Genomic DNA, 20,385 nt, shown 5'->3' with positions numbered 1-20,385 from the left:
CCGCTTTGCGCCCTGCCCGGCAATCAGATAGAACCGCGCCACCCCTCCGCTGACGACGAGACAGCCCCATGACCGACCAGCACATCAGCCCGCTCGATCAGGCCCGCATCCTGTCCGAGGCGCTGCCGCACATGCAGGAATATGACGAGGAAACCATCGTCATCAAATATGGCGGCCATGCCATGGGCGCCGAGGACACCGCAAAGGCGTTCGCGCGCGACATCGTGCTGCTCGAGCAGACCGCGATCAATCCGGTGGTCGTGCATGGCGGCGGGCCGCAGATCGCGACCATGCTGAAGCGCCTCGGCATCCAGTCGGAATTCGCCGCCGGCCTGCGCATCACCGACGCCGCGACCATCGAGATCGTCGAGATGGTGCTGGCTGGCTCGGTCAACAAGCAGATCGTCGGCTATATCAACGAAGCCGGCGGCAAGGCCGTGGGCCTGTCCGGCAAAGACGGCAACATGGTGAAGGCGTCGAAGACGACGCGTACCATGGTCGATCCGGATTCCAACATCGAGAAGGCCATCGACCTCGGCTTCGTCGGCGATCCCGAAAAGGTCGACCTCACGCTGCTCAATCAGCTGATCGGCTATGAGCTGATCCCGGTGCTGGCGCCGCTCGCGACCTCGCAGGACGGCCAGACCCTGAACATCAACGCCGATACCTTCGCCGGCGCGATCGCGGGCGCGCTGAAGGCCAAGCGCCTGCTGCTGCTGACCGACGTACCGGGCGTGCTCGACAAGTCCAAGAAGCTGATTCCGGACCTGTCGATCAAGGAAGCCCGCAAGCTGATCGCCGACGGCACGATTTCCGGCGGCATGATCCCGAAGGTCGAGACCTGCATCTACGCGCTCGAACAGGGCGTGCAGGGCGTCGTGATCATCGACGGCAAGACGCAGCACGCGGTGCTGCTCGAGCTCTTCACCAACCAAGGCACCGGCACGCTGATCCATAAGTAATGGCAGACGCGGGACACACGGCGAGGATCCCTCGCCGGTCGCCGGCGGCGCGGCTCGCGATGGCGCTGCCGGCCGCGCTGGTGTCGTTCCTGTTCTCGTCGGCGCCGGCGCATGCCGACCTCAAGCTCTGCAACCGCATGAGCTATGTGATCGAGGCCGCGATCGGCATCGACGACAAGGCCGCCACCGCGACACGCGGCTGGTTCCGGATCGATCCCGCGACCTGCCGGGTCGTGGTGCAGGGCGCGCTGACCGCCGACCGCGTGCTGCTCAATGCGCGGGCGCTCGGCGTCTATGGCGCCTCGCCGATCCCGCAGAACGGCACCGACACACTCTGCGTGGCTCAGGACAATTTCGTGATCGCCGCCGCGCGGCAATGCCGCTCCGGCCAGATGCCCGCGCAATTCACCCAGATCACGCCGACGAAGACCGACGACGGCAACCTGGTCGCCTATCTCGCCGAAGACAGCGAATATGACGACGAGCAGGCGCGCCTCGCCGGAATCCAGCGCCTCTTGGTGATCGCGGGCTACGATGCGGCGCCGATCGACGGCGTCGACGGGCCGAAGACCCAGAGTGCGCTGTCGGCGTTCCTGAAGAGCCGTGGGCTCGCCAGCGACATCGTGCAGTCGCCGAATTTCTTCGCCATCATGATCGATGCTGTGCAGAAGCCGTCGCCATCGGGGCTGACCTGGTGCAACGACACGCCGCACAAGGTGATGGCCGCGGTTGCAACCGGCGACGGCAAGGTGGTGACCAGCCGCGGCTGGTATCGCATCGACCCCGGCAAGTGCCTGCATCCCGACGTGTCAGGCACGCCGAAGCAGATCTATTCGTTTGCCGAAGCCGTCGACAACGACAACCGGGCCATCCGCATCAAGGACAAGCCGCTGAACTGGGGCGGCGGGGTCCAGCTCTGCACCCGCGACAGCAAGTTCGAGATCAACGAACAGGGCGACTGCAACACCCGCGGCCTCGCCGCGCTCGGCTTCACCACCGTCGACATGACCAGCGGCGGCAAGACACTGCGCTTTGCGATGCCGTGATGAAGACAATGGCGCCACAAACATCACTGTCGTCCCGGCGAAGGCCGGGACCCATTACCACAAGACTGCGTTTGGCGAAGAACGACGAGCATCGTGCCACATTGATAGATTCCGCGGTATGGGTCCTGCCGTTCGTCGGGACGACGGCGGAGGGCGGGACGACGTTTACGCTGACCGGTGGAGAGCCACAATGAAAACCTCCCGCAGCTTCGGCCATGTCGAGACCTGGGTGTTCGACCTCGACAACACGCTGTACCCGCATCACGTCAACCTGTGGCAGCAGGTCGATGCGCGGATCGGCGAGTTCGTCGGCAACTGGCTGAAAATCTCGCCCGAGGAAGCACGGCGGCTGCAGAAGGACTACTATCTGCGCTACGGTACCACGATGCGCGGCATGATGACCGAGCACGGCGTGCAGGCCGACGACTATCTCGCTTATGTGCACAAGATCGACCACTCGCCGCTACAACCCAATCCGGCGATGGGCGCCGCGATCGCAAAACTGCCGGGGCGCAAGCTGATCCTGACCAACGGCTCGGTCGACCATGTCGACGCGGTGCTGGGGCGGCTCGGCATCAGCAACCATTTCGATGGCGTGTTCGACATCATCGCCGCCGATCTCGAGCCGAAGCCGGCGCCGCAGACCTACCAGAAGTTCCTCAGGCTCCACGACGTCGATCCGGCGAAGGCCGCGATGTTCGAGGACCTCGCGCGCAATTTGGTGGTGCCGCATGAGCTCGGCATGACCACCGTGCTGGTCGTGCCCGACGGCAGCCAGGAGGTGGTGCGCGAGACCTGGGAGCTCGAAGGCCGCGACGCCGCTTATGTCGACCACGTCACGGACGATCTCACCGGCTTCTTGCACGGCTGAAGCCGTAGCCTCTCAACACGCGTCGTCCCGGCGAAAGCCGGACCCATTGTCCCGAATGTTAGTGACGAGGCACGCTGGGGCCACAGCGCGCAACCCAACCGAGATTTGTGGTTATGGATCCCGGCCTTCGCCGGGACGACGGAAGAAAGAGGGACCGCTCGCCGGGAGATGAGTTTGCCTTGACTCTCCTGCCCCAAATTCCGAAAAAGCCCCGCAAAATTCCCGTCATAATCCCGATACGCCCAAGGATTGTCCCGATGTCGCTGTCCGCCCTCGAAACCACCGTCAACACCGCGTTCGACGCCCGCGAAGGCATTTCGACCTCGACCAAGGGCGAGGTCCGCGAGGCGGTCGACCACGCGCTGGAGCTGCTCGACAAGGGCGAGGCACGCGTCGCCGAGCGCGAGGCGAGCGGCAAGTGGAAGGTCAATCAGTGGCTGAAGAAGGCCGTGCTGCTGTCGTTCCGCCTCAACGACATGGGCCAGATCGCGGGCGGCCCGGGCAAGGCGTCGTGGTGGGACAAGGTGCCGTCGAAGTTCGAGGGCTGGGGCGAGAACCGTTTCCGCGACGCCGGCTTCCGCGCCGTGCCGGGCGCGATCGTGCGTCGCTCGGCCTTCATCGCCCGCAACGTCGTGCTGATGCCCTCCTTCGTCAATCTCGGCGCCTATGTCGATGAAGCCACCATGATCGACACCTGGTCGACGGTCGGCTCCTGCGCCCAGATCGGCAAGCGCGTGCACATCTCCGGCGGCGTCGGCATCGGCGGGGTGCTCGAGCCGCTGCAGGCCGAGCCGGTGATCGTCGAGGACGACTGCTTCATCGGCGCGCGCTCGGAGGTCGCCGAGGGCGTGATCGTGCGCAAGGGCGCGGTGCTGTCGATGGGCGTGTTCCTCGGCGCCTCGACCAAGATCGTCGACCGCGAGACCGGCGAAATCTTCGTCGGCGAGGTCCCGGAATATGCCGTCGTGGTGCCCGGCACCCTGCCGGCCAAGCCGCTGAAGAACGGCCAGCCGGGACCTGCCACCGCCTGCGCCGTGATCGTCAAGCGGGTCGACGAGCGCACCCGCGCCAAGACCAGCATCAACGAGCTGCTGCGGGACTGATCGAACCAATTCCGATCCGACGCCGACATATCTCCGGGCCGCGAAGAATTGCCGCAGCCCGGAGTTTATTTTCATGGACTGGGCCAACTACCTGTTCGGCTTCAAGGGCCGCGTCAACCGGGCCAAATTCTGGCTCGCAGGGCTGATCATCGTCTGCTGGATGATGTTCCTGGCTTTACTGGTGGTCTCGGCCGGCCTCGGCGGCAAGAACGGGTTCAGCTTCAATGTCGACGACATCTTCCGGGCCTTCGACCCCGACAGCTACAGATCGCTGAGCTGGGCCGGATTGCCGGCATTGCTGGTCAAGGCCTGCGGAACGTTCTTGTTCGTTTGGGTCTATGTCGCTGTCTCGATCAAGCGCCTGCACGACCGCGACAAGAGCGGCTGGTGGATGGTGCCGTTCTTCGCAATTCCGGGTCTCATGAGCCAGTTCTCGGACCGGCTTCCCGATGAATCCTATTGGGTGGTGGCTGCGGGTCTGATCGTCTTCGTGCTCTACATCTGGGGCTTCATCGAGCTCGCCTTTCTGCCCGGCACCTCTTACCCCAATCGCTACGGTCCCAATCCGTTGGGCAAAACCCATGTGAGCCGCGGTCGCGGCCGCGACAGCGGGTCGCGCTCCACGCAGGGCTGGGATCAGCAGAGCGAGCTCGATATCGTGCCGCACAAAGCTGGTCCACCCGCCGTGTGACGTGTTAAGCGAGGCGCATGAGTGATGCCGTCTCGATTGCCCGCGATCTGGTTCGCTGCCCCTCCGTCACCCCGGCCGACGCCGGCGCGCTTGGCGTTCTCGAAAACCTGCTGAAAACCGCCGGCTTCGAGGTTCACCGCGTGACCTTCTCCGAGCCCGGCACCGCCGATATCGACAACCTCTATGCGCGCATCGGTTCTTCGGCGCCGCATATCACCTTCGCCGGCCACACCGACGTGGTGCCGCCCGGCGATGAAGCGGCGTGGACGCTCGGCGCGTTCTCCGGCGAGGTCAAGGACGGCTATCTCTACGGCCGCGGCGCCGTCGACATGAAGGGCGGCATCGCCTGCAGCGTCGCCGCTGTGCTGCAATATCTGCAGGACCATGGCGGCAAGCCTCAAGAGAATGGCAACGGCTCGATCTCCTTCCTGATCACCGGCGACGAGGAGGACGTCTCGATCAACGGTACCGTCAAGCTGTTGAAATGGTGCGCCGAGCGAGGCGAAAAATTCGATCATTGCGTGCTCGGCGAGCCCTCGAATGTCGAGGTGCTGGGCGACATGATCAAGATCGGCCGGCGCGGCTCGCAATCCGGCACGCTGGTCGTCGACGGCGTGCAGGGCCACGTCGCCTATCCGCACCGCGCCTCCAATCCGGTGCCGGATATCTCGCGGCTGATCATGGCGCTGAGCGAGGAGCCGCTCGATCACGGCAGCGCGCAATTCCAGGCCAGCAACCTCGAATTCACCACGGTCGATGTCGGCAACACCGCCAGCAACGTGATCCCCGGCCAGGCGCGGGCGAAGTTCAACATCCGCTACAACGACAACCACACCCAAGAGAGCCTGCGGCAACTGGTCGATGAGCGGCTGGCCAAAGCCTGCGGCAACCGGATCCGCGCTCATATCGATTGGATGCCGTCGAACTCCAACGTGTTCGTCACCCAGCCCGGTCCGTTCACCGACCTCGCGGTCGCCGCGATCGAGGAGGTCACCGGCCGCAGGCCGGAGCTCTCGACCTCCGGCGGCACGTCGGACGCGCGCTTCATCTCGAGCTATTGCCCGGTGATCGAATTCGGCCTGGTCGGCCAGACCATGCACCAGGTCGACGAGCGCACGCCGGTGGCCGATCTCGAGAAGCTGACGCGGATATACCGGGGCGTGCTGGACAGGTATTTCGCGTGATCCAGCCGCTCGGCTGGACAAAAACATCGAAAACAACCCCATGCACAGTAGGGGTTGGGGCCGCTCTTAATCCACCCGCACCAGATATAGCGACGATGGGTATCGATTCGCTCTACCCACCCTACGAGATTATTCAGACCGTCTAGTAATCCACCCGCATCAGATAGAGCCCGTCCGGCGGTGCCACGGGGCCGCAGGCCGCGCGGTCGCGGGCGGCGAGCGCCGCGGAGAGATCGTCGGCACTCCAGCGGCCCTCGCCGACCCAGACCAGCGAGCCGACCATCGAGCGCACCTGGCTGTGCAGGAACGAGCGTGCCGACGTCATGATGTTGATGGCACTGCCCTCGCGCGTGACGTCGAGCTGATCGAGCGTCTTCTCCGGCGACCTGGCCTGGCACTCGGTGTCGCGGAAGGTGGTGAAATCGTGCTTGCCGAGCAGGCACTGCGCGGCAGCGCGCATCGCGCCGGCATCGAGCGCGCGCGGCACGCGCCAGACGCGGCCGATGTCGAGCGCTAGGTTCGCGCGCGTGTTGGTGATACGATAGAGATAATGCCGCTTGGTCGCCGAGAACCGCGCCTCGAAATCATCGGGCACGATGTCAGCCGCGAGCACGCCGATCGGATTGGGCCGCAGATGCGCGTTCAGCCCGTCGCGAAAGCGGCCGGGCGGAAAATGCTTGGCGATGTCGCAATGCGCGACCTGGCCGCGCGCATGCACGCCGGCATCGGTACGCCCGGCGCCATGGACGCGCACGTCCTCGCCGCAGATCGCCTTGACCGCCGCCTCCAGCGCGCCCTGCACGGTCGGCGCGGTGTCCTGGATTTGCCAGCCGGAGAACGGCGTGCCGTCATATTCGATGGTGAGCTTGTAGCGCGGCATCGTTCCATCTGGTTTTGCTGTCATTGCCGGGCTTGACCCGGCAATCCATCGTCTTCCGAAAAGGCCGTTTCGAGATAGATGCGCGGGTCAAGCGCGCGCATGACAATCTCACAAGACCCGCGCAGGCGGCTTTAGCGGCGTGCCGCGCAAAAAGTCCGCTGCCTTCATCGGCGCCTTGCCGGCGCGCTGCAGTTCGAGGATCCGGATCGCACCGTCGCCGCAGGCGATCGCAAAGTTGTCGTCGAGCACATCGCCCGATGCGCCCGAACCCCTGGCCAGCTCGCAGCGCAGGATCTTCAGCCGCACCGGCTCGCCCTCGCCTGCAAGTTCGCACCAGGCGCCGGGAAACGGCGAGAGCCCGTGAATGTGCCGCAGCACCGCACGCGCCGGCTGTGTCCAGTCGATCCGCGCCTCGGCCTTCTCGATCTTGGCCGCATAGGTCACGCCGTCCGCGCTCTGCTTCGTCAGCTGCAAGCCGCCGCGCCCGAGCGCCGCCATCGCGCGCACCATCAGGTCGGCACCGAGCGGCGCCAGCGCGTCGTGCAGATCGGATGCCGTCATGCCGTCCGAGATCGGCAGCCGCTCGGCCATCGCGACGTCGCCGGTGTCGAGGCCGACATCCATCTTCATCACCATCACGCCGCTCTCGGCATCGCCGGCCATGATGGCGCGGTTGATCGGCGCGGCGCCGCGCCAGCGCGGCAAGAGCGAGGCATGCAGGTTGAAGCAGCCGAGCCTGGGCGCGTCGAGAATGGCCTGCGGCAGGATCATGCCATAGGCGACGACGACGGCGGCATCCGCGTCATGCGCGCGAAACTCCTCGAGCGCTTCCGGCGTTTTGAGGGTCTTCGGCGTCAGCACGGGAATGCCAAGGCGGCGCGCCTCCTGCTCGACCGGCGTCGGCTGCAGCTGCAGGCCACGCCGCCCGCCCGGCTTCGGCGCGCGGGTGTAGACCGCCACGATCTCATGGCCATGGGCTACGAGCTCCAGCAGCGTCGGCACCGCGAAATCGGGCGTGCCCATGAAGATCAGGCGGAGAGGCATGAGATCAAACTACTCTCGCTGGCTCCAAACTATCCGTCATGTCCGGGCTTGTCCCGGCCATCCACGTCTTGGCGCCGTGAAGAAAGGAAGACGTGGATGCCCGGGACATGCCCGGGCGTGACGGTGGACAAATGCAACGGTCACTCCGCCGCGCGCTTGGCGGCCTTCTCGAATTTCTTGAAGACGCGGTCGCGCTTCAGTTTCGACAGATAGTCCACGAACAGCACGCCGTTGAGATGATCGATTTCGTGCTGGATGCAGGTGGCGTAGAGGCCTTCCGCATCCTCCTCATGCACCGTGCCGTCGAGATCGGTGAATCGCACGCGTACCCGCGCCGGGCGCTCGACCTCCTCGTAATATTCGGGGATCGACAGGCAGCCCTCTTCGTACACCGACAGCTCTTCCGAACGCGCAATGATCTCCGGATTGATGAAGACCCGCGGCTTCGCCGTGGTCTCGCCGTCCTCGTCGCGCCTGGCGAGGTCCATGGTGATCAGCCGCAGCGGCTGCGCGACCTGGATCGCCGCCAGCCCGATGCCGGGCGCGTCATACATGGTCTCGAGCATGTCGTCGGCCAGCTTGCGGATCTCCAGCGTCACCTTTTCGATCGGTTTCGACACCAGCCGCAACTGCTTGTCCGGCAGGATGATGATTTCTCTTAATGCCATGGCGGCGATTTAAGCTGCTGACTTCATGGGGTCAATGCGCTCAGGAACCCGTTAGGACAACCTTAACCACGTTTCTTCATCCCGCATTAACCCGGAAAATCAGGAATGCATTTGCCATAATCGTTCCCTCTTCGTTCGCGCCGGACTGCGAATCGGCTACAACTGCCGGCATGAACGAGATTCTCCTGACGATTGGCGAGCTTCCGGTCCGTGTCTCCGACGCATTGATCGGCCTTGGGGCGCTGGCGCTGATCCTGCTGCTCGCCATTGCGGTCGTGATCGCCCGCGCCAGCCGGCGCGGCGCGGAACTCGCGATGGCCCAGGCCATCCGCGCCGACGAGCTGGAGGAGCGGCTTGCCGACATGCTGCGGGCCCAGAGCGAATCCTCCGGACGCGTGGACGCCATGGCGCAGGCGCTGGTCGGCCGCCAGGCCGAGATGGCCCGGGCCGTCAACGAGCGGCTCGATTCGGTGACCCACCGGGTCGGCCAGTCGATGGAGCAATCGACCCGCAACACGATGGATTCGCTGCGCGTGCTGCACGAGCGGCTCGGCATCATCGACCACGCGCACAAGAACCTCAACGAGCTCACCACCCAGGTGACGACGCTGCGCGACGTGCTCGCCAACAAGCAATCGCGTGGCGCGTTCGGCCAGGCGCGGATGGAGGCGATCGTCCAGGACGGCATGCCGAAGGGCTCGTTCGAGTTCCAGTACACGCTGACGTCGGGCAAGCGGCCGGACTGCGTCGTGTTCCTGCCGGACCAGCGCCCGCTTTGCATCGACGCGAAATTCCCGCTCGAGGCCATGACTGCGCTGCACGATGCGCGCAGCGACGAGGAACGCAAATTCGCCAGCCAGCGGCTGCGCGCCGACGTGCTGAAGCATGTCAGCGACATCGCGGAGAAGTACCTGATCCCGGGCGAGACCCAGGACACCGCGCTGATGTTCGTGCCGTCGGAATCGGTCTATGCCGAGATCCATGACGGCTTCGACGATGTGATCCAGAAGGCCTATCGCGCCCGCGTCGTGCTGGTGTCGCCGTCGCTGCTGATGCTGGCGATCCAGGTGATGCAGCAAATCCTGAAGGACGCCCGCATCCGCGACGCCGCCGACCAGATCCGCAACGAGGTGATGCACTTGGGTGACGACCTCGGCCGCCTGCGCGATCGCGTGCTCAAGCTGCAGACCCATTTCGGCCAGGTGAACGAGGACGTCAGGCAGATCCTGATCTCCGCCGACAAGATCGAGAAACGCGCCGGCCGCATCGAGGAACTCGACTTCAGCAAGTCCGAGACCCCGATCGAGGTCCCCCGCTTCGTCAAGGGCAGCACGTCCGACCTGTTCCCCGCCCCCCGCAAGCTGCAGGCGGGGGAGTAGCCTCGAAGTCACCTCGCCCCGCTTGCGGGGAGAGGTCGAAATTCGCGCGTCGCGCGAATTTCGGGTGAGAGGGAGTTTTCGCACATTGCGCCCGTCATGATTCGTCGAGAAAGCCCCTCACCCCAACCCTCTCCCCACGAAAGGGCGGGGAGAGGGAGCCAAGGCAGCTGCGGTCGAATCTGCTAACAGGGGGGCATGACCGCGCCCGAAGCGACCGCGACCCAACCGGAAAAGAATCCCCCCGCCGCCACCTCATGGCGCGACAGTTTTGCCGTGTACCTGCAGCCGCGGGTGCTGATCGTGCTGTTGCTCGGCTTCTCCTCGGGGCTGCCGCTGGCGCTGTCGGGCTCGACGCTGCAGGTCTGGATGAAGGAGGCCGGGGTCGATCTCGGCACCATCGGGCTGCTGGCGCTGATCGGCACGCCCTACACGCTGAAGTTCCTCTGGGCGCCGCTGGTCGACGCGCTGCACGTGCCGCTGTTCACGCAGATGTTCGGCCGCCGCCGCGGCTGGCTGCTGTTCTCGCAGCTGCTGCTGATCGCGGCGATCCTGGTGCTGGCGCTGGCCGATCCGGCGCGCTCGCCATGGTTCGCGGCGTTTGCCGCGCTGCTGGTCGCAACCGCCTCGTCGACGCAGGACATCGTGGTCGATGCCTTCCGCGTCGAAAGCCTGCCTGAAAGCGAGCAGGCCGCCGGCATGGCGTCCTATGTCGCGGCCTATCGCGTCGGCATGCTGGTCTCGACCGCCGGCGCGCTGTTCATCGTCAGCGGCTTCGAGTCCGCAGGCCTCGCGCGCCCGTCGGCCTGGATGTGGGGCTATGTGGTGATGGCCGCGCTGGTCGTGATCGGCATCGTCACCGCGCTGGCGGCGACCGAGCCGGCGCAATCGAAGGGCGCGGAGGCGGCGACCCACGCGCAGAACGCCGCCGAACGCGTGTTTCACGCCGCGATTGGCGCGTTCTCCGAGTTCCTCAGCCGCAAGGACGCCTTCGCCGCGCTCGCCTTTGTGGTGCTGTTCAAGTTCACCGACGCGTTTTCAGGCACCATGACCGCGCCGTTCGTGATCGACATCGGCTTTTCCAAGGTCGATTACGCGGCGATCGTGAAAGGTGTCGGCCTTGCCGCGACCTTGATCGGCGGCTTTGCCGGCGGCTTCGTGGCGCGGCGCTACTCGCTCGCAACCAGCCTCTGGATCGGCGGCGTGCTGCAGGCGGTCGCCAATCTCTCGTTCTCCTGGCTCGCCCATGTCGGCGTCGATCAATGGGCGCTCGCGCTGGCGATCACCGCGGAGAACTTCACCAGCGCGATCGGCACCGTGATCTTCGTCGCCTATTTGTCGGCGCTGTGCCGCAATCCGCTGCACACCGCGACCCAATACGCGCTGCTGACGGCGCTCGCGGCGGTCGGCCGCACCTATCTGTCGTCGGGCGCCGGCTATGTCGCCAAGGCCGTCGGCTGGCAGGTGTTCTTCGTGATCTGCGTGCTGGTCGCGATCCCGAGCCTGATCCTGCTCGCCTGGCTGCAGCGGCGCGGGCATTTCGACGAGTTGGGGCCGGTGAGGGTTTAGCTCAGCGGCACGGCTCCCCTGTCATCACCCGGCTTGATGTTCAGTCCGGAGACATGGCTGACACCTGTTCGGACACATCACTGACAGGTTGGTTGTTGGTCAAGTCGATTGATGCGACCTGCCAGCTGGCGAAGAAGATACCGTAATGGCCGTCGCGATCGAGCGGACGGATGGCAAGACGCTCGCGGGCGAAGGCTTGGGGAACCTTCCAGAAGCGTCCCTTGAAGGGGATGTAGGGTCTCGTCGATGAGACTCTGCGCACGGAACGCGGGCCGGCACCGCCCTACTTCGCCACCACGCTCCACTTGGTGACGATGGCTTCGCTCATCTCGCCGGCGTCCTTGGCGCAGGCGACCTCGTCGACCTTCACCGAGATTTCCTTGCCGGAGAGGCTTTTGAGCTGCGCGGCCTGGGCGTCGTTGGTCGGAATCAGCTGGAAGGTTTCCGGCCCGGTCTCGAGATTGCACAGACCGTTCGGCGGCGGCAGGCGGCGCGGCTCGCTGGTGATCTGGTAGGTCGCGACGCGCTTGCCGCGGTTCTTGGCATCGCGCACCTTCATGACGCCGAGTTCCCCCGACAGCACGTCGCCGGCATGAATGATCTTGCCGGGCTTCTGCGGCGCGTCGCTCTGCTGCGCGATGGCGCAAGGCGCGGCGGACGTTGCCGCCAGAAGCGCAAAGCCCAAACGTACGCCGAACAAGCGTACGCCGAATCGGTGTGTCGTCATTTGCGGTGGTTCCGTACTTGATTCGTCAGAGCGTGGATGACCGTCCCCGAATCGTCATCCACCCTATCATTTTGTTTCGGTGCGATCTTTTCGACTTGTGACGGATCGCTTGGCAAACGCCGCCGCGTCCGACTCTCGAGCGCGCGCTAGAACAACGTCCGCTGCCGCATCGCAGCCGATAGCGTACCTTCATCGAGGTAATCAAGCTCTCCGCCGACCGGCACGCCATGCGCCAGCCGCGTCACCCGCACATTGGCCTCCGACAAGAGATCGGTGATGTAATGCGCGGTGGTCTGGCCATCGACGGTCGCATTGAGCGCCAGGATGATCTCGCTGACCTCGGGCGCATGCGCGCGCGCCACCAGCTGATCGATGGTGAGATCCTGCGGACCGACGCCGTCGAGCGGCGAGAGCGTTGCGCCGAGCACGTGATAGCGGCCATTGGTCGCATTGGCGCGTTCCAGCGCCCAGAGGTCGGCGACATCTGCGACCACGACGATGATCGAGGGATCGCGGCGCGGATCGGTGCACACCGTGCAGGGGTTTTGTGTATCGATGTTTCCGCAGGTCTTGCAGACCTGGATTTTCTCGATAGCCACCTGCAGCGCTGATGTCAGCGGCGTCATCAGGGCTTCGCGCTTCTTGATCAAATGCAGCGCCGCGCGCCGCGCCGAACGGGGCCCGAGCCCGGGCAGCCGCGCCAGCAACTGGATCAGGCGTTCAATCTCGGGGCCGGCGACGCTTGCAGCCATTAGAGCATGATCCGGAAAAGTGTGAAGCGGTTTTCCGAAAAGATCATGCTCAAACAGAGAGCCAAAGCATGAAGATGCTTCATCTTGATCTCGCCGCGCTTTAAGTCGGACCAAATCCCGGCGGCAGGCCGAGCCCGCCGGTGAGCGCCATCATCTTCTCCTGCATCGCGGTCTCGGCCTTGCGGCGGGCATCGCCATGCGCGGTGACCAGGAGATCCTCGAGCACCTCGCGTTCCTCCGGCTTCATCAGCGACGGATCGATCTTGATGCCCTTCACTTCCATCTTGGCGGTCATGCGCACCGCGACCAGGCCGCCGCCGGAGATGCCTTCGACCTCGACATTGCCGAGCTGTTCCTGCATCTCCTGCATCTTGGATTGCAGCTGCGCTGCCTGCTTCATCATGCCGAGAAAATCAGCCATGCGTGCGTTCCTATGATCAGATCAATCGTCGTCGCTGTCGGAAGTTTCAATCGGGTCCTCGCCGGTCGCATCCGCGACCGGAACCTCGGCGGCAAGGCGGCGGACCTCGACCACCTTGGTGCCGGGAAAGCGCGCCAACACCTCCTGCACGCGCGGATCGGCCTCGGCGGCGCGCTGATGCTCGCTGCGCGCCAGTTCGTTCTGCGAGCGCACGGTCGGCTGGCCGGCCTCGTTGGAGATGATCACGGTCCAGCGCCGCCCGGTCCATAGTTCGAGCTTGCGCGACAGATCGGTGACCAGCGCGCGTTGCGCCTTCGGCTCGAGCGCGATCTCAAGCTGGCCGTCCTCGATGCGCACCAGCCGCACATCGGCCTCCAGCGCACTCTTCATCATGATGTCGCGCTTCTCGCCGGCGAGCGCGATCAGCTGCGGAAAGTTCGATATCCGGAGCGCCGGCGCGGCATCGGCGGCCGGCGCCGCCATCTGCGGGCGCGCGGCGAAATCGGCGCGCGGTGCGGCCTGCGGCGCGCGCGCCGGCGCCGAAGGCATTGCCGCCATCGCCGAAGCCGGCGCGCCGCGCGACGGTGACGAGGCGGCGGAGCCCGACGCCGCGGGCGCAGCGCCGCCGCCATTCTGCTCGATCATCCGGATCGCCTCATCCGGCGTCGGCAGATCGGCGACATAGGCGATCCGCACCAGCACCATCTCGGCGGCCGCGGCCGGGCGCGTCGCGGTCTGCACCTCGGCGATGCCCTTGAGCAGCATCTGCCACATCCGCGACAGCACCCGCATCGACAGCTTGGCGGCGAATTCACGCGCCCGCACCCGCTCGGTCTCGCCGAACGCGACATTGTCGGCCGTCCCCGGTACGACCTTCACGCGGGTGACGAAATTGACGAACTCGGCCAGGTCGGACAGCACCACCACCGGATCGGCGCCGACGTCATATTGTGCGCGGAATTCGGCGAAGGCGCCGGCGAGATCGCCGCGCGCCAGCTGTTCGAACAGATCGATCACACGGGTGCGGTCGGCGAGGCCGAGCATCTGCCTGACCGCGTCGGCCTTCACATTGCCCGCGGCATGCGCGATCGCCTGGTCGAACAGCGACAGCGAATCGCGCACCGATCCCTCGGCCGCGCGCGCGATGATGCCAAGCGCCTCGGGCTCGACCTCGACGCCTTCCCTAACCGCGATATTGCCGAGATGCTTCATCAGCACGTCGGCTTCGACGCGGCGCAGGTCGAAGCGCTGGCAGCGCGACAGCACCGTGATCGGAACCTTGCGGATTTCGGTGGTGGCGAACACGAACTTGGCGTGCTCCGGCGGCTCCTCCAGCGTCTTCAAGAAGGCGTTGAACGCCGCCGTCGACAGCATGTGGACTTCGTCGATGATGTAGACCTTGTAGCGCGCGCTGGCCGGCGCGTAGCGCACGCTGTCGTTGATCTGGCGGACATCGTCGACGCCGGTGTGCGAGGCGGCGTCCATCTCCAGCACGTCCATGTGCCGGCTTTCCATGATCGCCTGGCAGTGCACGCCGAGGTCGGGCATGTGGATGGTCGGCCCCTGCACCGAGCCATCCGGCTTGGCGTAGTTCAGCGCGCGGGCGAGGATGCGCGCGGTGGTGGTCTTGCCGACCCCGCGGACGCCGGTCAGGATCCAGGCCTGCGGAATCCGCCCGGTCTCGAACGCGTTCGAGACCGTGCGCACCATGGCCTCCTGGCCGATCAGGTCCTCGAAGCTGGAGGGGCGGTATTTGCGGGCGAGAACGCGGTAGGGTTTTGCGGCGTCGGATGCGCCGCCAAGGTCAAGGCCGCTCTGGCCTGCGCCGTCGGGCTTATCGGAGGGGGCGCCAGCGTCGTTCATGCGTCGATCCGCAACTTGGATTTCTCTTGCAGCCGGCGTGCGGATAGGAGCCAAAATCGAGCGCCGGGCGCGGAGACCGCCATTCCAGCGCGATTCGCTCAGAAAAACAGGTAGGAGACTGACGAGCGACCCGATCCGGACCTCGTTAGGGCTGCTTCCTTCCGGACCTGACCCGGTTGGCGAGTGGCTCGTCCACCGCCAATCTCCCGGTCCCTATTTGGGGCCAAAACCGCCGGAAAGCAAGCGGCCTGACCCGGCTTTGTAAGGCTGGCTTTGTGGGACTTGTACGGGAACACGGAAAGGCATTATTTGCCCCCCATGCCCGCCTCCAACTGGTCGCTGCATTCGCAGCTCAAGAAAGACACCATCGACATCGGCGACCTGCCGCTGTGCAAGGTGCTGGTCATCAAGGATGCGCATTATCCGTGGCTGCTGCTGGTGCCGCGGCGCGACGGCGCGGTCGAGATCATCGACCTCGACGAGGTCGAGCAGGCGCAGCTGATGACGGAAATCACCCGCGTCTCGCGGGCCCTGAAAGAGGTCACCAAGTGCGACAAGCTGAATGTCGCCGCCCTCGGCAACCTCGTCCCGCAGCTCCACGTCCACGTCATCGCGCGCCGCACCAGCGACGCTGCATGGCCGCGTCCCGTTTGGGGCGTGATGCCGCCGCTGGCGCATGACGCCGAGGAAGTGCAGAATTTCATTAGCGCGCTTCGCCGCAAGATCTGGTTGGGTTGAATTTCAATGTCCGCATTCGATTCCTTTCCGCTCGGCCAGCCGGCCTTTGTCACCCACGTGCTGGACCGCGCCGCGCATCTGCGCACCAACGACGAGAAGCTGTTCGCGCTGGAAGGCCACCGCGAAGCCCGTGCCTATGTGATCTATCGCGACTCGCTGGTCGTGAAGCAGGAGGATGGCGGGGCCCGCGCACTGCTCTCGCTGGAGGAAGCCCGCAGCTTTGGCGCCAATCCCGGCACGATTTTCCTAGGGCTGCGGGATTCAGCGCCGATCTTCGGCATGGGGATCGCGCCGCAGGCGGCCGAGAAGCTCCTTGGGCGCAGCGACGTTGCGATCACCGAATTGCGCGGCATGGCAATGCAGGGCGTGGTGCCGCCCGAGCAGCTCTCGGCCATCGCAATGGCGAAATCGATGGTGACCTGGCATCAGCGCCACGGCTTCTGTCCGAACTGCGGCACCCGCACGGCGATGAAGGATGGCGGCTGGAAGCGCGAATGCCCGAGCTGCAAGGCCGAGCACTTTCCGCGCACCGACCCGGTCGTGATCATGCTGGTCACGTATGGCGACAAGGTGCTGCTCGGACGGCAGAAGCAGTTCATGCCCGGCATGTATTCCTGCCTCGCCGGGTTCGTGGAAGCCGCCGAGACCATCGAGGACGCCGTGCGGCGCGAGATTTTCGAGGAGTCCGGCATCCGCTGCACCGACGTCAATTACTACATGACGCAGCCCTGGCCCTATCCGTCATCGCTGATGATCGGCTGCACCGCGCGCGCGACCAACGAGGACATCGTGGTCGACCGCACCGAGCTGGAGGATGCGCGCTGGTTCGACCATGCCGAAGCGTCGCTGATGCTGAAGCGCCAGCATCCCGACGGGCTCGCCGGCCCGCATCCATTCGCGATTGCCCATCATCTGCTCGGCCGCTGGGTGCACCACCAGAACCCGTTGGACAAATAGCGGGAACCGGACATCGTTCTGCCGATTAAAGCTGGACAATAGGTCTGGCAGTAACGGAACCATTGCGACGGATTCCCGCATGAATTTTCAGGACGGCGCCCCGAAAGTCCCGCCCCGCATCCTCTGCATCGGCCTGCCGGTGCGCGACCTGACCTTCCGCGTCAGCGTCCCGGCGCGCGGCTCCAAGGAGAACGCGACGCATTTCGACGAGATCTGCGGCGGCAATGCGCTGAACGCCGCGATCGGCATCGTCCGGCTGGGCGGGCGCGCTTCGATCTGCGGACCGATGGGGGATTCGCAGGAGACCTCGAGCCGCTACATCTTCGACAAGCTCGCCCAGGAAGGCATCGAGACCAATCATCTGATCCACATGCCGAACCTGGTCACCCCCATCTCGGCGATCATGATCGATGACAGCGGCGAGCGCACCATCGTCACCTTCCGCGATCCGGAGCTCTGGAAGGTCAAGCTGCCGCCGACCGAGCTGTTGCTGGAGGATTGCGCGGCGATCCTGACCGAGAGCCGCTGCGCGCCGTTCTGCACCGAGCTTTGCGCGGAGGCGGTCAAACGCGGCATTCCGGTGGTGGTCGACGTCGACCGCGCGATGTCGATGCGGGAGGGGCTGCTCACCGCCTCGTCCCATCTGGTATTCTCCAGCGAGCCGCTACAGGAGACCGCCGACGTCACCGACGACGGCCAGGCGCTGCACAAGCTCGCCAAGCTCACCCCCTCCTTCCTGGCCGGCACCCGCGGGCCGATGGGCACGATCTGGCTCAACGAGAGCGGCGAGCTCGAGGAAACGCCGGCCTTCCCGGTCCATACCGTCGACACGCTCGGGGCCGGCGACGTCTTCCACGGGGCATTCGCCCTCGCCATCACCGAGAAACAGCCGCTGCGCGACGCGCTGCGCTTCGCCTCGGCCGCTGCAGCGCTGAAATGCACCCGCTTCGGGGGTGCTTATGCCGCACCGCAACGTACTGAAGTTGAAGAGTTTTTGGGTCAGCACGCCGATGCCAAGCCGGCCTGAGCGGCCACGAATCGCTTGATTTGGAAGATTCTTCTCTATATGAGGGAGATTGAACCTTCATATGGAACTTTCTTCTATGACCGATGTCGCCATTCAGCTTCATGACAACAGCCGCCGCCTCGACGCGATCGATCGCAAGATTCTGACCGTGTTGCAGGAGGATGCGTCGCTCTCCGTCGCCGAGATCGGCGACCGGGTCGGACTGTCGTCGACGCCGTGCTGGAAGCGCATCCAGCGGCTGGAGGCCGATGGCGTGATCCTGCGCCGCGTCGCGCTGGTCGACCAGAACAAGATCGGCCTCGGGATTTCGGTGTTCGTCTCGGTCGAGAGCGCCGACCATTCGGAAGCCTGGCTGCGCAAATTCGCCGACGCCGTCAGCGCCATGCCCGAGGTGATGGAGTTCTACCGGATGGCCGGCGACGTCGACTACATGCTGCGCGTCGTGGTCGCGGACATGCAGGCCTACGACGTGTTCTACAAGAAGCTGATCAGCGCCGTGCCGCTGAAGAACGTCACCTCGCGCTTCGCGATGGAGAAGATCAAGTCGGTGACGGCGCTGCCGGTGCCCGCGGCGTAAGCGCCGCCGCACATCCCGCACGAGACGTCGATCGATACGCTCTCAGGTAGTTCGCTGGTTCTGCATTTACCTGAAGTTAGCGCCGGCAGCGGTATTCTGCTGCGATGGAGCCGGGGGAGATCATCCCAGCGAAACGACCGCCTGCCTGGCTGGGCGCGGCTGCATTGCTGATTGCGAGCTGGATCGTGGTCGCAGTGCTGTCGCTAAAGGTGCGTGCGGGCAGCGACGTGGTGGCCGTGGCCTTTCCGCCATGGTGGCGCGCCGAGCGCGCGCTGATGGCCGCCGCATCCGCCAATGCGTCGATCGTTCGGATGACCGCGATCCCGGCCCTGCTGGTGGTGCGACCTGACCCAAGTGGCGGGCTGAGCCGGCTGTACGAGGCCGGCGCCTTGCTGACCATGGATCCGCAGGCGATCGCCGGCTGCTTCGGGGCGGATGACGATCTGGGGGCTGGGGATGACCTTCGAAGGCGATGACATGGCCGCCCTGCGCGAGACGGCCAGCAAGATCCTGCTCGTGGTGCTGTGGCTGCACGTTCCGATCGCAGTCATCGTCGGCATGACGCTGCACACCGACTGGCTGATCCCGGCCGGCTTCATGGTCGCAATGGCGCTCGCCGCGACGATATCGTGGCGCATGTCGGGCAACGGCGCTTCGACGCAGCTGATCGTTGCCGTGGCCCTGATGGCCGGCGTCTCGATGCTGGTCTACCAGTTCGCCGGCCACCGCTGGCAGGTCGACATGCACATGTATTTCTTCGCCGCGCTGGCGTGCCTCGTCGCCTATTGCGACTATCGGCCGATCGTCGCCGGCACTTTGGCTGTGGCCCTGCACCACCTGACGCTGAATTTCATCCTGCCGGCCGCGATCTATCCCGGCGGCGCCGATCTCGGTCGCGTCGTTCTCCACGCCGTGATCCTGCTGATCGAGGCCGGCGTGCTGATCTGGCTCGCGCACACGCTTGCCGAACTGTTCGAGACGTCGGCGCGGAAGGCGGCGGAGGCCGAGGCCGCCGGCGCCGCCGAAGCGCGCGCCAACGCCGAGCGGATCGAGGCCGAACGAGCGAAGCATGATCGCGATGTCGCGCGGCGCGAGCTCGCCTCAGGCTTCGAGCGCAAGATCGGCGAGGTCGTCGAGGCCGTTGCGGTGGCGGCGAGCGCGATGCAGGGCCTGTCGACGACGATGAACGGCAGCAACGCGGAGACCATTCGCCAGGCCACCGCCGCCGCCTCGGCATCGACGCTGGCGTCGAGCAATGTGGAAACCGTCGCGTCCGCGACCGAGGAGCTGACGGCGTCGATCAACAGCATCGCCGAGCAGGTGACGCGCTCGGCGCGGATCGCCGCCAAGGCCGCCGACGAGGCGCGCCGCACCAACAGCGTCGTCGAAGGCCTTGCCGCCGGCACGCAGAAGATTGGCGAGGTGGTGACGCTGATCCAGAGCATCGCCAGCCAGACCAATCTGCTCGCCCTGAACGCAACCATCGAAGCGGCGCGCGCCGGCGAGCATGGCCGCGGATTCGCCGTGGTCGCGAGCGAGGTCAAGGCACTGGCCAACCAGACCGCCAGGGCGACCGAGGAGATCTCGGCCCAGATCCAAGACATCCAGAGCGCGACCGGCGCGGCGGTCAGCGCGATCGGGAGCATCGGCACCACCATCGCGGAGATCGACCAGGTCTCCGGCGAGATCGCGGCTGCCGTCGATCAACAGGGCGCGGCGACCCGCGAGATCTCCAGCAATTTGCAGCAGGCCGCCGATCGCACGCGGGACGTCAACAAGGGCATCCTCAACGTCAACCGCGCCTCCGAACAGGCCGGCGGCGCGACCGCACAACTGCTCGATGCAGCCAACGGCCTGTCGTCGCAATCGGAATGGCTGAAGACCGAGCTGGACCGCTTCCTGGCCTCGCTGCGGGCGGCGTGAAACTGC

22 protein-coding genes, 1 other RNA gene and 1 pseudogene are annotated in these 20,385 nt (G+C 65.5%); 15 read left to right on the top strand and 9 right to left on the bottom strand.

Annotation, left to right across the window (positions count from 1 at the left end):
- Positions 1–68 precede the first annotated feature (68 nt).
- The 6 genes from argB to dapE all read left to right on the top strand — a co-directional run bounded on the left by argB (position 69) and on the right by dapE (position 5,857).
- Positions 69–962, top strand: a complete 894-nt coding sequence (gene argB, locus E2I15_RS34590; protein WP_016848093.1) for an acetylglutamate kinase — start codon at positions 69–71, stop codon at positions 960–962.
- A gap of 59 nt (positions 963–1,021) precedes the next feature.
- Positions 1,022–2,008: a DUF1036 domain-containing protein gene (locus E2I15_RS34585; RefSeq protein ID WP_137481468.1), complete on the top strand. Its 987-nt coding sequence runs from the start codon at positions 1,022–1,024 to the stop codon at positions 2,006–2,008.
- Positions 2,009–2,198: 190 nt separating this feature from the next.
- Entirely contained in the window at positions 2,199–2,879 is a 681-nt protein-coding gene (locus tag E2I15_RS34580) for a pyrimidine 5'-nucleotidase (protein WP_137481349.1), read from the top strand.
- A gap of 257 nt (positions 2,880–3,136) precedes the next feature.
- Positions 3,137–3,982, top strand: a complete 846-nt coding sequence (gene dapD / locus E2I15_RS34575; protein WP_021079579.1) for a 2,3,4,5-tetrahydropyridine-2,6-dicarboxylate N-succinyltransferase — start codon at positions 3,137–3,139, stop codon at positions 3,980–3,982.
- Positions 3,983–4,055: 73 nt separating this feature from the next.
- Complete coding sequence (locus E2I15_RS34570) at positions 4,056–4,673, top strand: DUF805 domain-containing protein (RefSeq protein ID WP_137481351.1); 618 nt, start codon at positions 4,056–4,058, stop codon at positions 4,671–4,673.
- 17 nt (positions 4,674–4,690) lie between these two features.
- Positions 4,691–5,857 carry a succinyl-diaminopimelate desuccinylase gene (dapE, locus tag E2I15_RS34565; protein ID WP_137481353.1) on the top strand — a complete coding sequence of 389 codons (1,167 nt, stop codon included), beginning with the start codon at positions 4,691–4,693 and terminating at the stop codon, positions 5,855–5,857.
- Positions 5,858–5,999: 142 nt separating this feature from the next.
- Here the strand turns inward: dapE and truA are convergent, their stop codons facing one another.
- The 3 genes from truA to def form a co-directional block, all read right to left on the bottom strand.
- Positions 6,000–6,737 carry a tRNA pseudouridine(38-40) synthase TruA gene (gene truA / locus E2I15_RS34560; protein ID WP_170991671.1) on the bottom strand — a complete coding sequence of 246 codons (738 nt, stop codon included), beginning with the start codon at positions 6,735–6,737 and terminating at the stop codon, positions 6,000–6,002.
- Positions 6,738–6,845: 108 nt separating this feature from the next.
- Positions 6,846–7,781 carry a methionyl-tRNA formyltransferase gene (gene fmt, locus E2I15_RS34555; RefSeq protein ID WP_137481356.1) on the bottom strand — a complete coding sequence of 312 codons (936 nt, stop codon included), beginning with the start codon at positions 7,779–7,781 and terminating at the stop codon, positions 6,846–6,848.
- 140 nt (positions 7,782–7,921) lie between these two features.
- Entirely contained in the window at positions 7,922–8,449 is a 528-nt protein-coding gene (gene def, locus E2I15_RS34550; RefSeq protein WP_137481358.1) for a peptide deformylase, read from the bottom strand.
- 170 nt (positions 8,450–8,619) lie between these two features.
- Between def and E2I15_RS34545 the strand changes: the two genes are divergently transcribed.
- Together E2I15_RS34545 and E2I15_RS34540 are read left to right on the top strand one after the other, a co-directional pair.
- On the top strand, positions 8,620–9,828 hold the full coding sequence (locus tag E2I15_RS34545) for a DNA recombination protein RmuC (protein WP_137481360.1): 1,209 nt from the start codon (positions 8,620–8,622) through the stop codon (positions 9,826–9,828).
- Between the two features lie 195 nt (positions 9,829–10,023).
- Complete coding sequence (locus tag E2I15_RS34540) at positions 10,024–11,394, top strand: AmpG family muropeptide MFS transporter (RefSeq protein ID WP_137481361.1); 1,371 nt, start codon at positions 10,024–10,026, stop codon at positions 11,392–11,394.
- A 40-nt stretch (positions 11,395–11,434) separates the two neighbouring features.
- Here E2I15_RS34540 and E2I15_RS38925 read toward each other — a convergent pair.
- Both E2I15_RS38925 and E2I15_RS34535 read right to left on the bottom strand, forming a co-directional pair.
- Positions 11,435–11,656: pseudogene (locus tag E2I15_RS38925) on the bottom strand (IS481 family transposase); the annotation flags it as partial.
- Between the two features lie 21 nt (positions 11,657–11,677).
- Complete coding sequence (locus E2I15_RS34535) at positions 11,678–12,121, bottom strand: hypothetical protein (RefSeq protein ID WP_246668227.1); 444 nt, start codon at positions 12,119–12,121, stop codon at positions 11,678–11,680.
- Positions 12,122–12,157: 36 nt separating this feature from the next.
- Between E2I15_RS34535 and E2I15_RS39910 the strand changes: the two genes are divergently transcribed.
- Entirely contained in the window at positions 12,158–12,271 is a 114-nt protein-coding gene (locus E2I15_RS39910; protein WP_137481363.1) for a PEP-CTERM sorting domain-containing protein, read from the top strand.
- Here E2I15_RS39910 and recR read toward each other — a convergent pair.
- The 4 genes from recR to ffs all read right to left on the bottom strand — a co-directional run bounded on the left by recR (position 12,268) and on the right by ffs (position 15,364).
- Positions 12,268–12,873: a recombination mediator RecR gene (gene recR, locus E2I15_RS34525; protein ID WP_137481365.1), complete on the bottom strand. Its 606-nt coding sequence runs from the start codon at positions 12,871–12,873 to the stop codon at positions 12,268–12,270. The genes E2I15_RS39910 and recR overlap by 4 nt on opposite strands.
- 100 nt (positions 12,874–12,973) lie before the next feature.
- Entirely contained in the window at positions 12,974–13,294 is a 321-nt protein-coding gene (locus tag E2I15_RS34520) for a YbaB/EbfC family nucleoid-associated protein (RefSeq protein WP_018269493.1), read from the bottom strand.
- Between the two features lie 21 nt (positions 13,295–13,315).
- Complete coding sequence (locus E2I15_RS34515) at positions 13,316–15,157, bottom strand: DNA polymerase III subunit gamma/tau (RefSeq protein WP_137481367.1); 1,842 nt, start codon at positions 15,155–15,157, stop codon at positions 13,316–13,318.
- A 110-nt stretch (positions 15,158–15,267) separates the two neighbouring features.
- Positions 15,268–15,364, bottom strand: an RNA gene (gene ffs, locus E2I15_RS34510) — signal recognition particle sRNA small type.
- A gap of 111 nt (positions 15,365–15,475) precedes the next feature.
- Here ffs and E2I15_RS34505 point away from each other — a divergent pair.
- The 6 genes from E2I15_RS34505 to E2I15_RS34480 all read left to right on the top strand — a co-directional run bounded on the left by E2I15_RS34505 (position 15,476) and on the right by E2I15_RS34480 (position 20,379).
- Positions 15,476–15,895, top strand: coding sequence for an HIT domain-containing protein (locus tag E2I15_RS34505; protein WP_028335945.1), 420 nt, complete (start codon positions 15,476–15,478; stop codon positions 15,893–15,895).
- Between the two features lie 6 nt (positions 15,896–15,901).
- The gene (gene nudC / locus E2I15_RS34500; protein WP_137481369.1) at positions 15,902–16,852 is read left to right on the top strand and encodes an NAD(+) diphosphatase; all 951 of its coding nucleotides are present in this window, start codon (positions 15,902–15,904) and stop codon (positions 16,850–16,852) included.
- 79 nt (positions 16,853–16,931) lie between these two features.
- Positions 16,932–17,879: a sugar kinase gene (locus E2I15_RS34495; RefSeq protein WP_137481371.1), complete on the top strand. Its 948-nt coding sequence runs from the start codon at positions 16,932–16,934 to the stop codon at positions 17,877–17,879.
- Positions 17,880–17,955: 76 nt separating this feature from the next.
- Positions 17,956–18,456: an Lrp/AsnC family transcriptional regulator gene (locus E2I15_RS34490; protein WP_016848075.1), complete on the top strand. Its 501-nt coding sequence runs from the start codon at positions 17,956–17,958 to the stop codon at positions 18,454–18,456.
- Positions 18,457–18,620: 164 nt separating this feature from the next.
- Positions 18,621–18,932 carry a hypothetical protein gene (locus E2I15_RS34485; RefSeq protein ID WP_246668228.1) on the top strand — a complete coding sequence of 104 codons (312 nt, stop codon included), beginning with the start codon at positions 18,621–18,623 and terminating at the stop codon, positions 18,930–18,932.
- On the top strand, positions 18,913–20,379 hold the full coding sequence (locus E2I15_RS34480; RefSeq protein ID WP_137481375.1) for a methyl-accepting chemotaxis protein: 1,467 nt from the start codon (positions 18,913–18,915) through the stop codon (positions 20,377–20,379). Before E2I15_RS34485 ends, E2I15_RS34480 begins: the two co-directional genes overlap by 20 nt.
- Positions 20,380–20,385 lie beyond the last annotated feature (6 nt).

The sequence above is a fragment of the Bradyrhizobium sp. BR2003 genome, assembly GCF_009720285.1.
Lineage (GTDB): Bacteria > Pseudomonadota > Alphaproteobacteria > Rhizobiales > Xanthobacteraceae > Bradyrhizobium > Bradyrhizobium elkanii.
The sequence above is the reverse complement of the archived record's forward strand: the minus strand, read 5'-3'. Positions and strand labels throughout refer to the sequence as shown.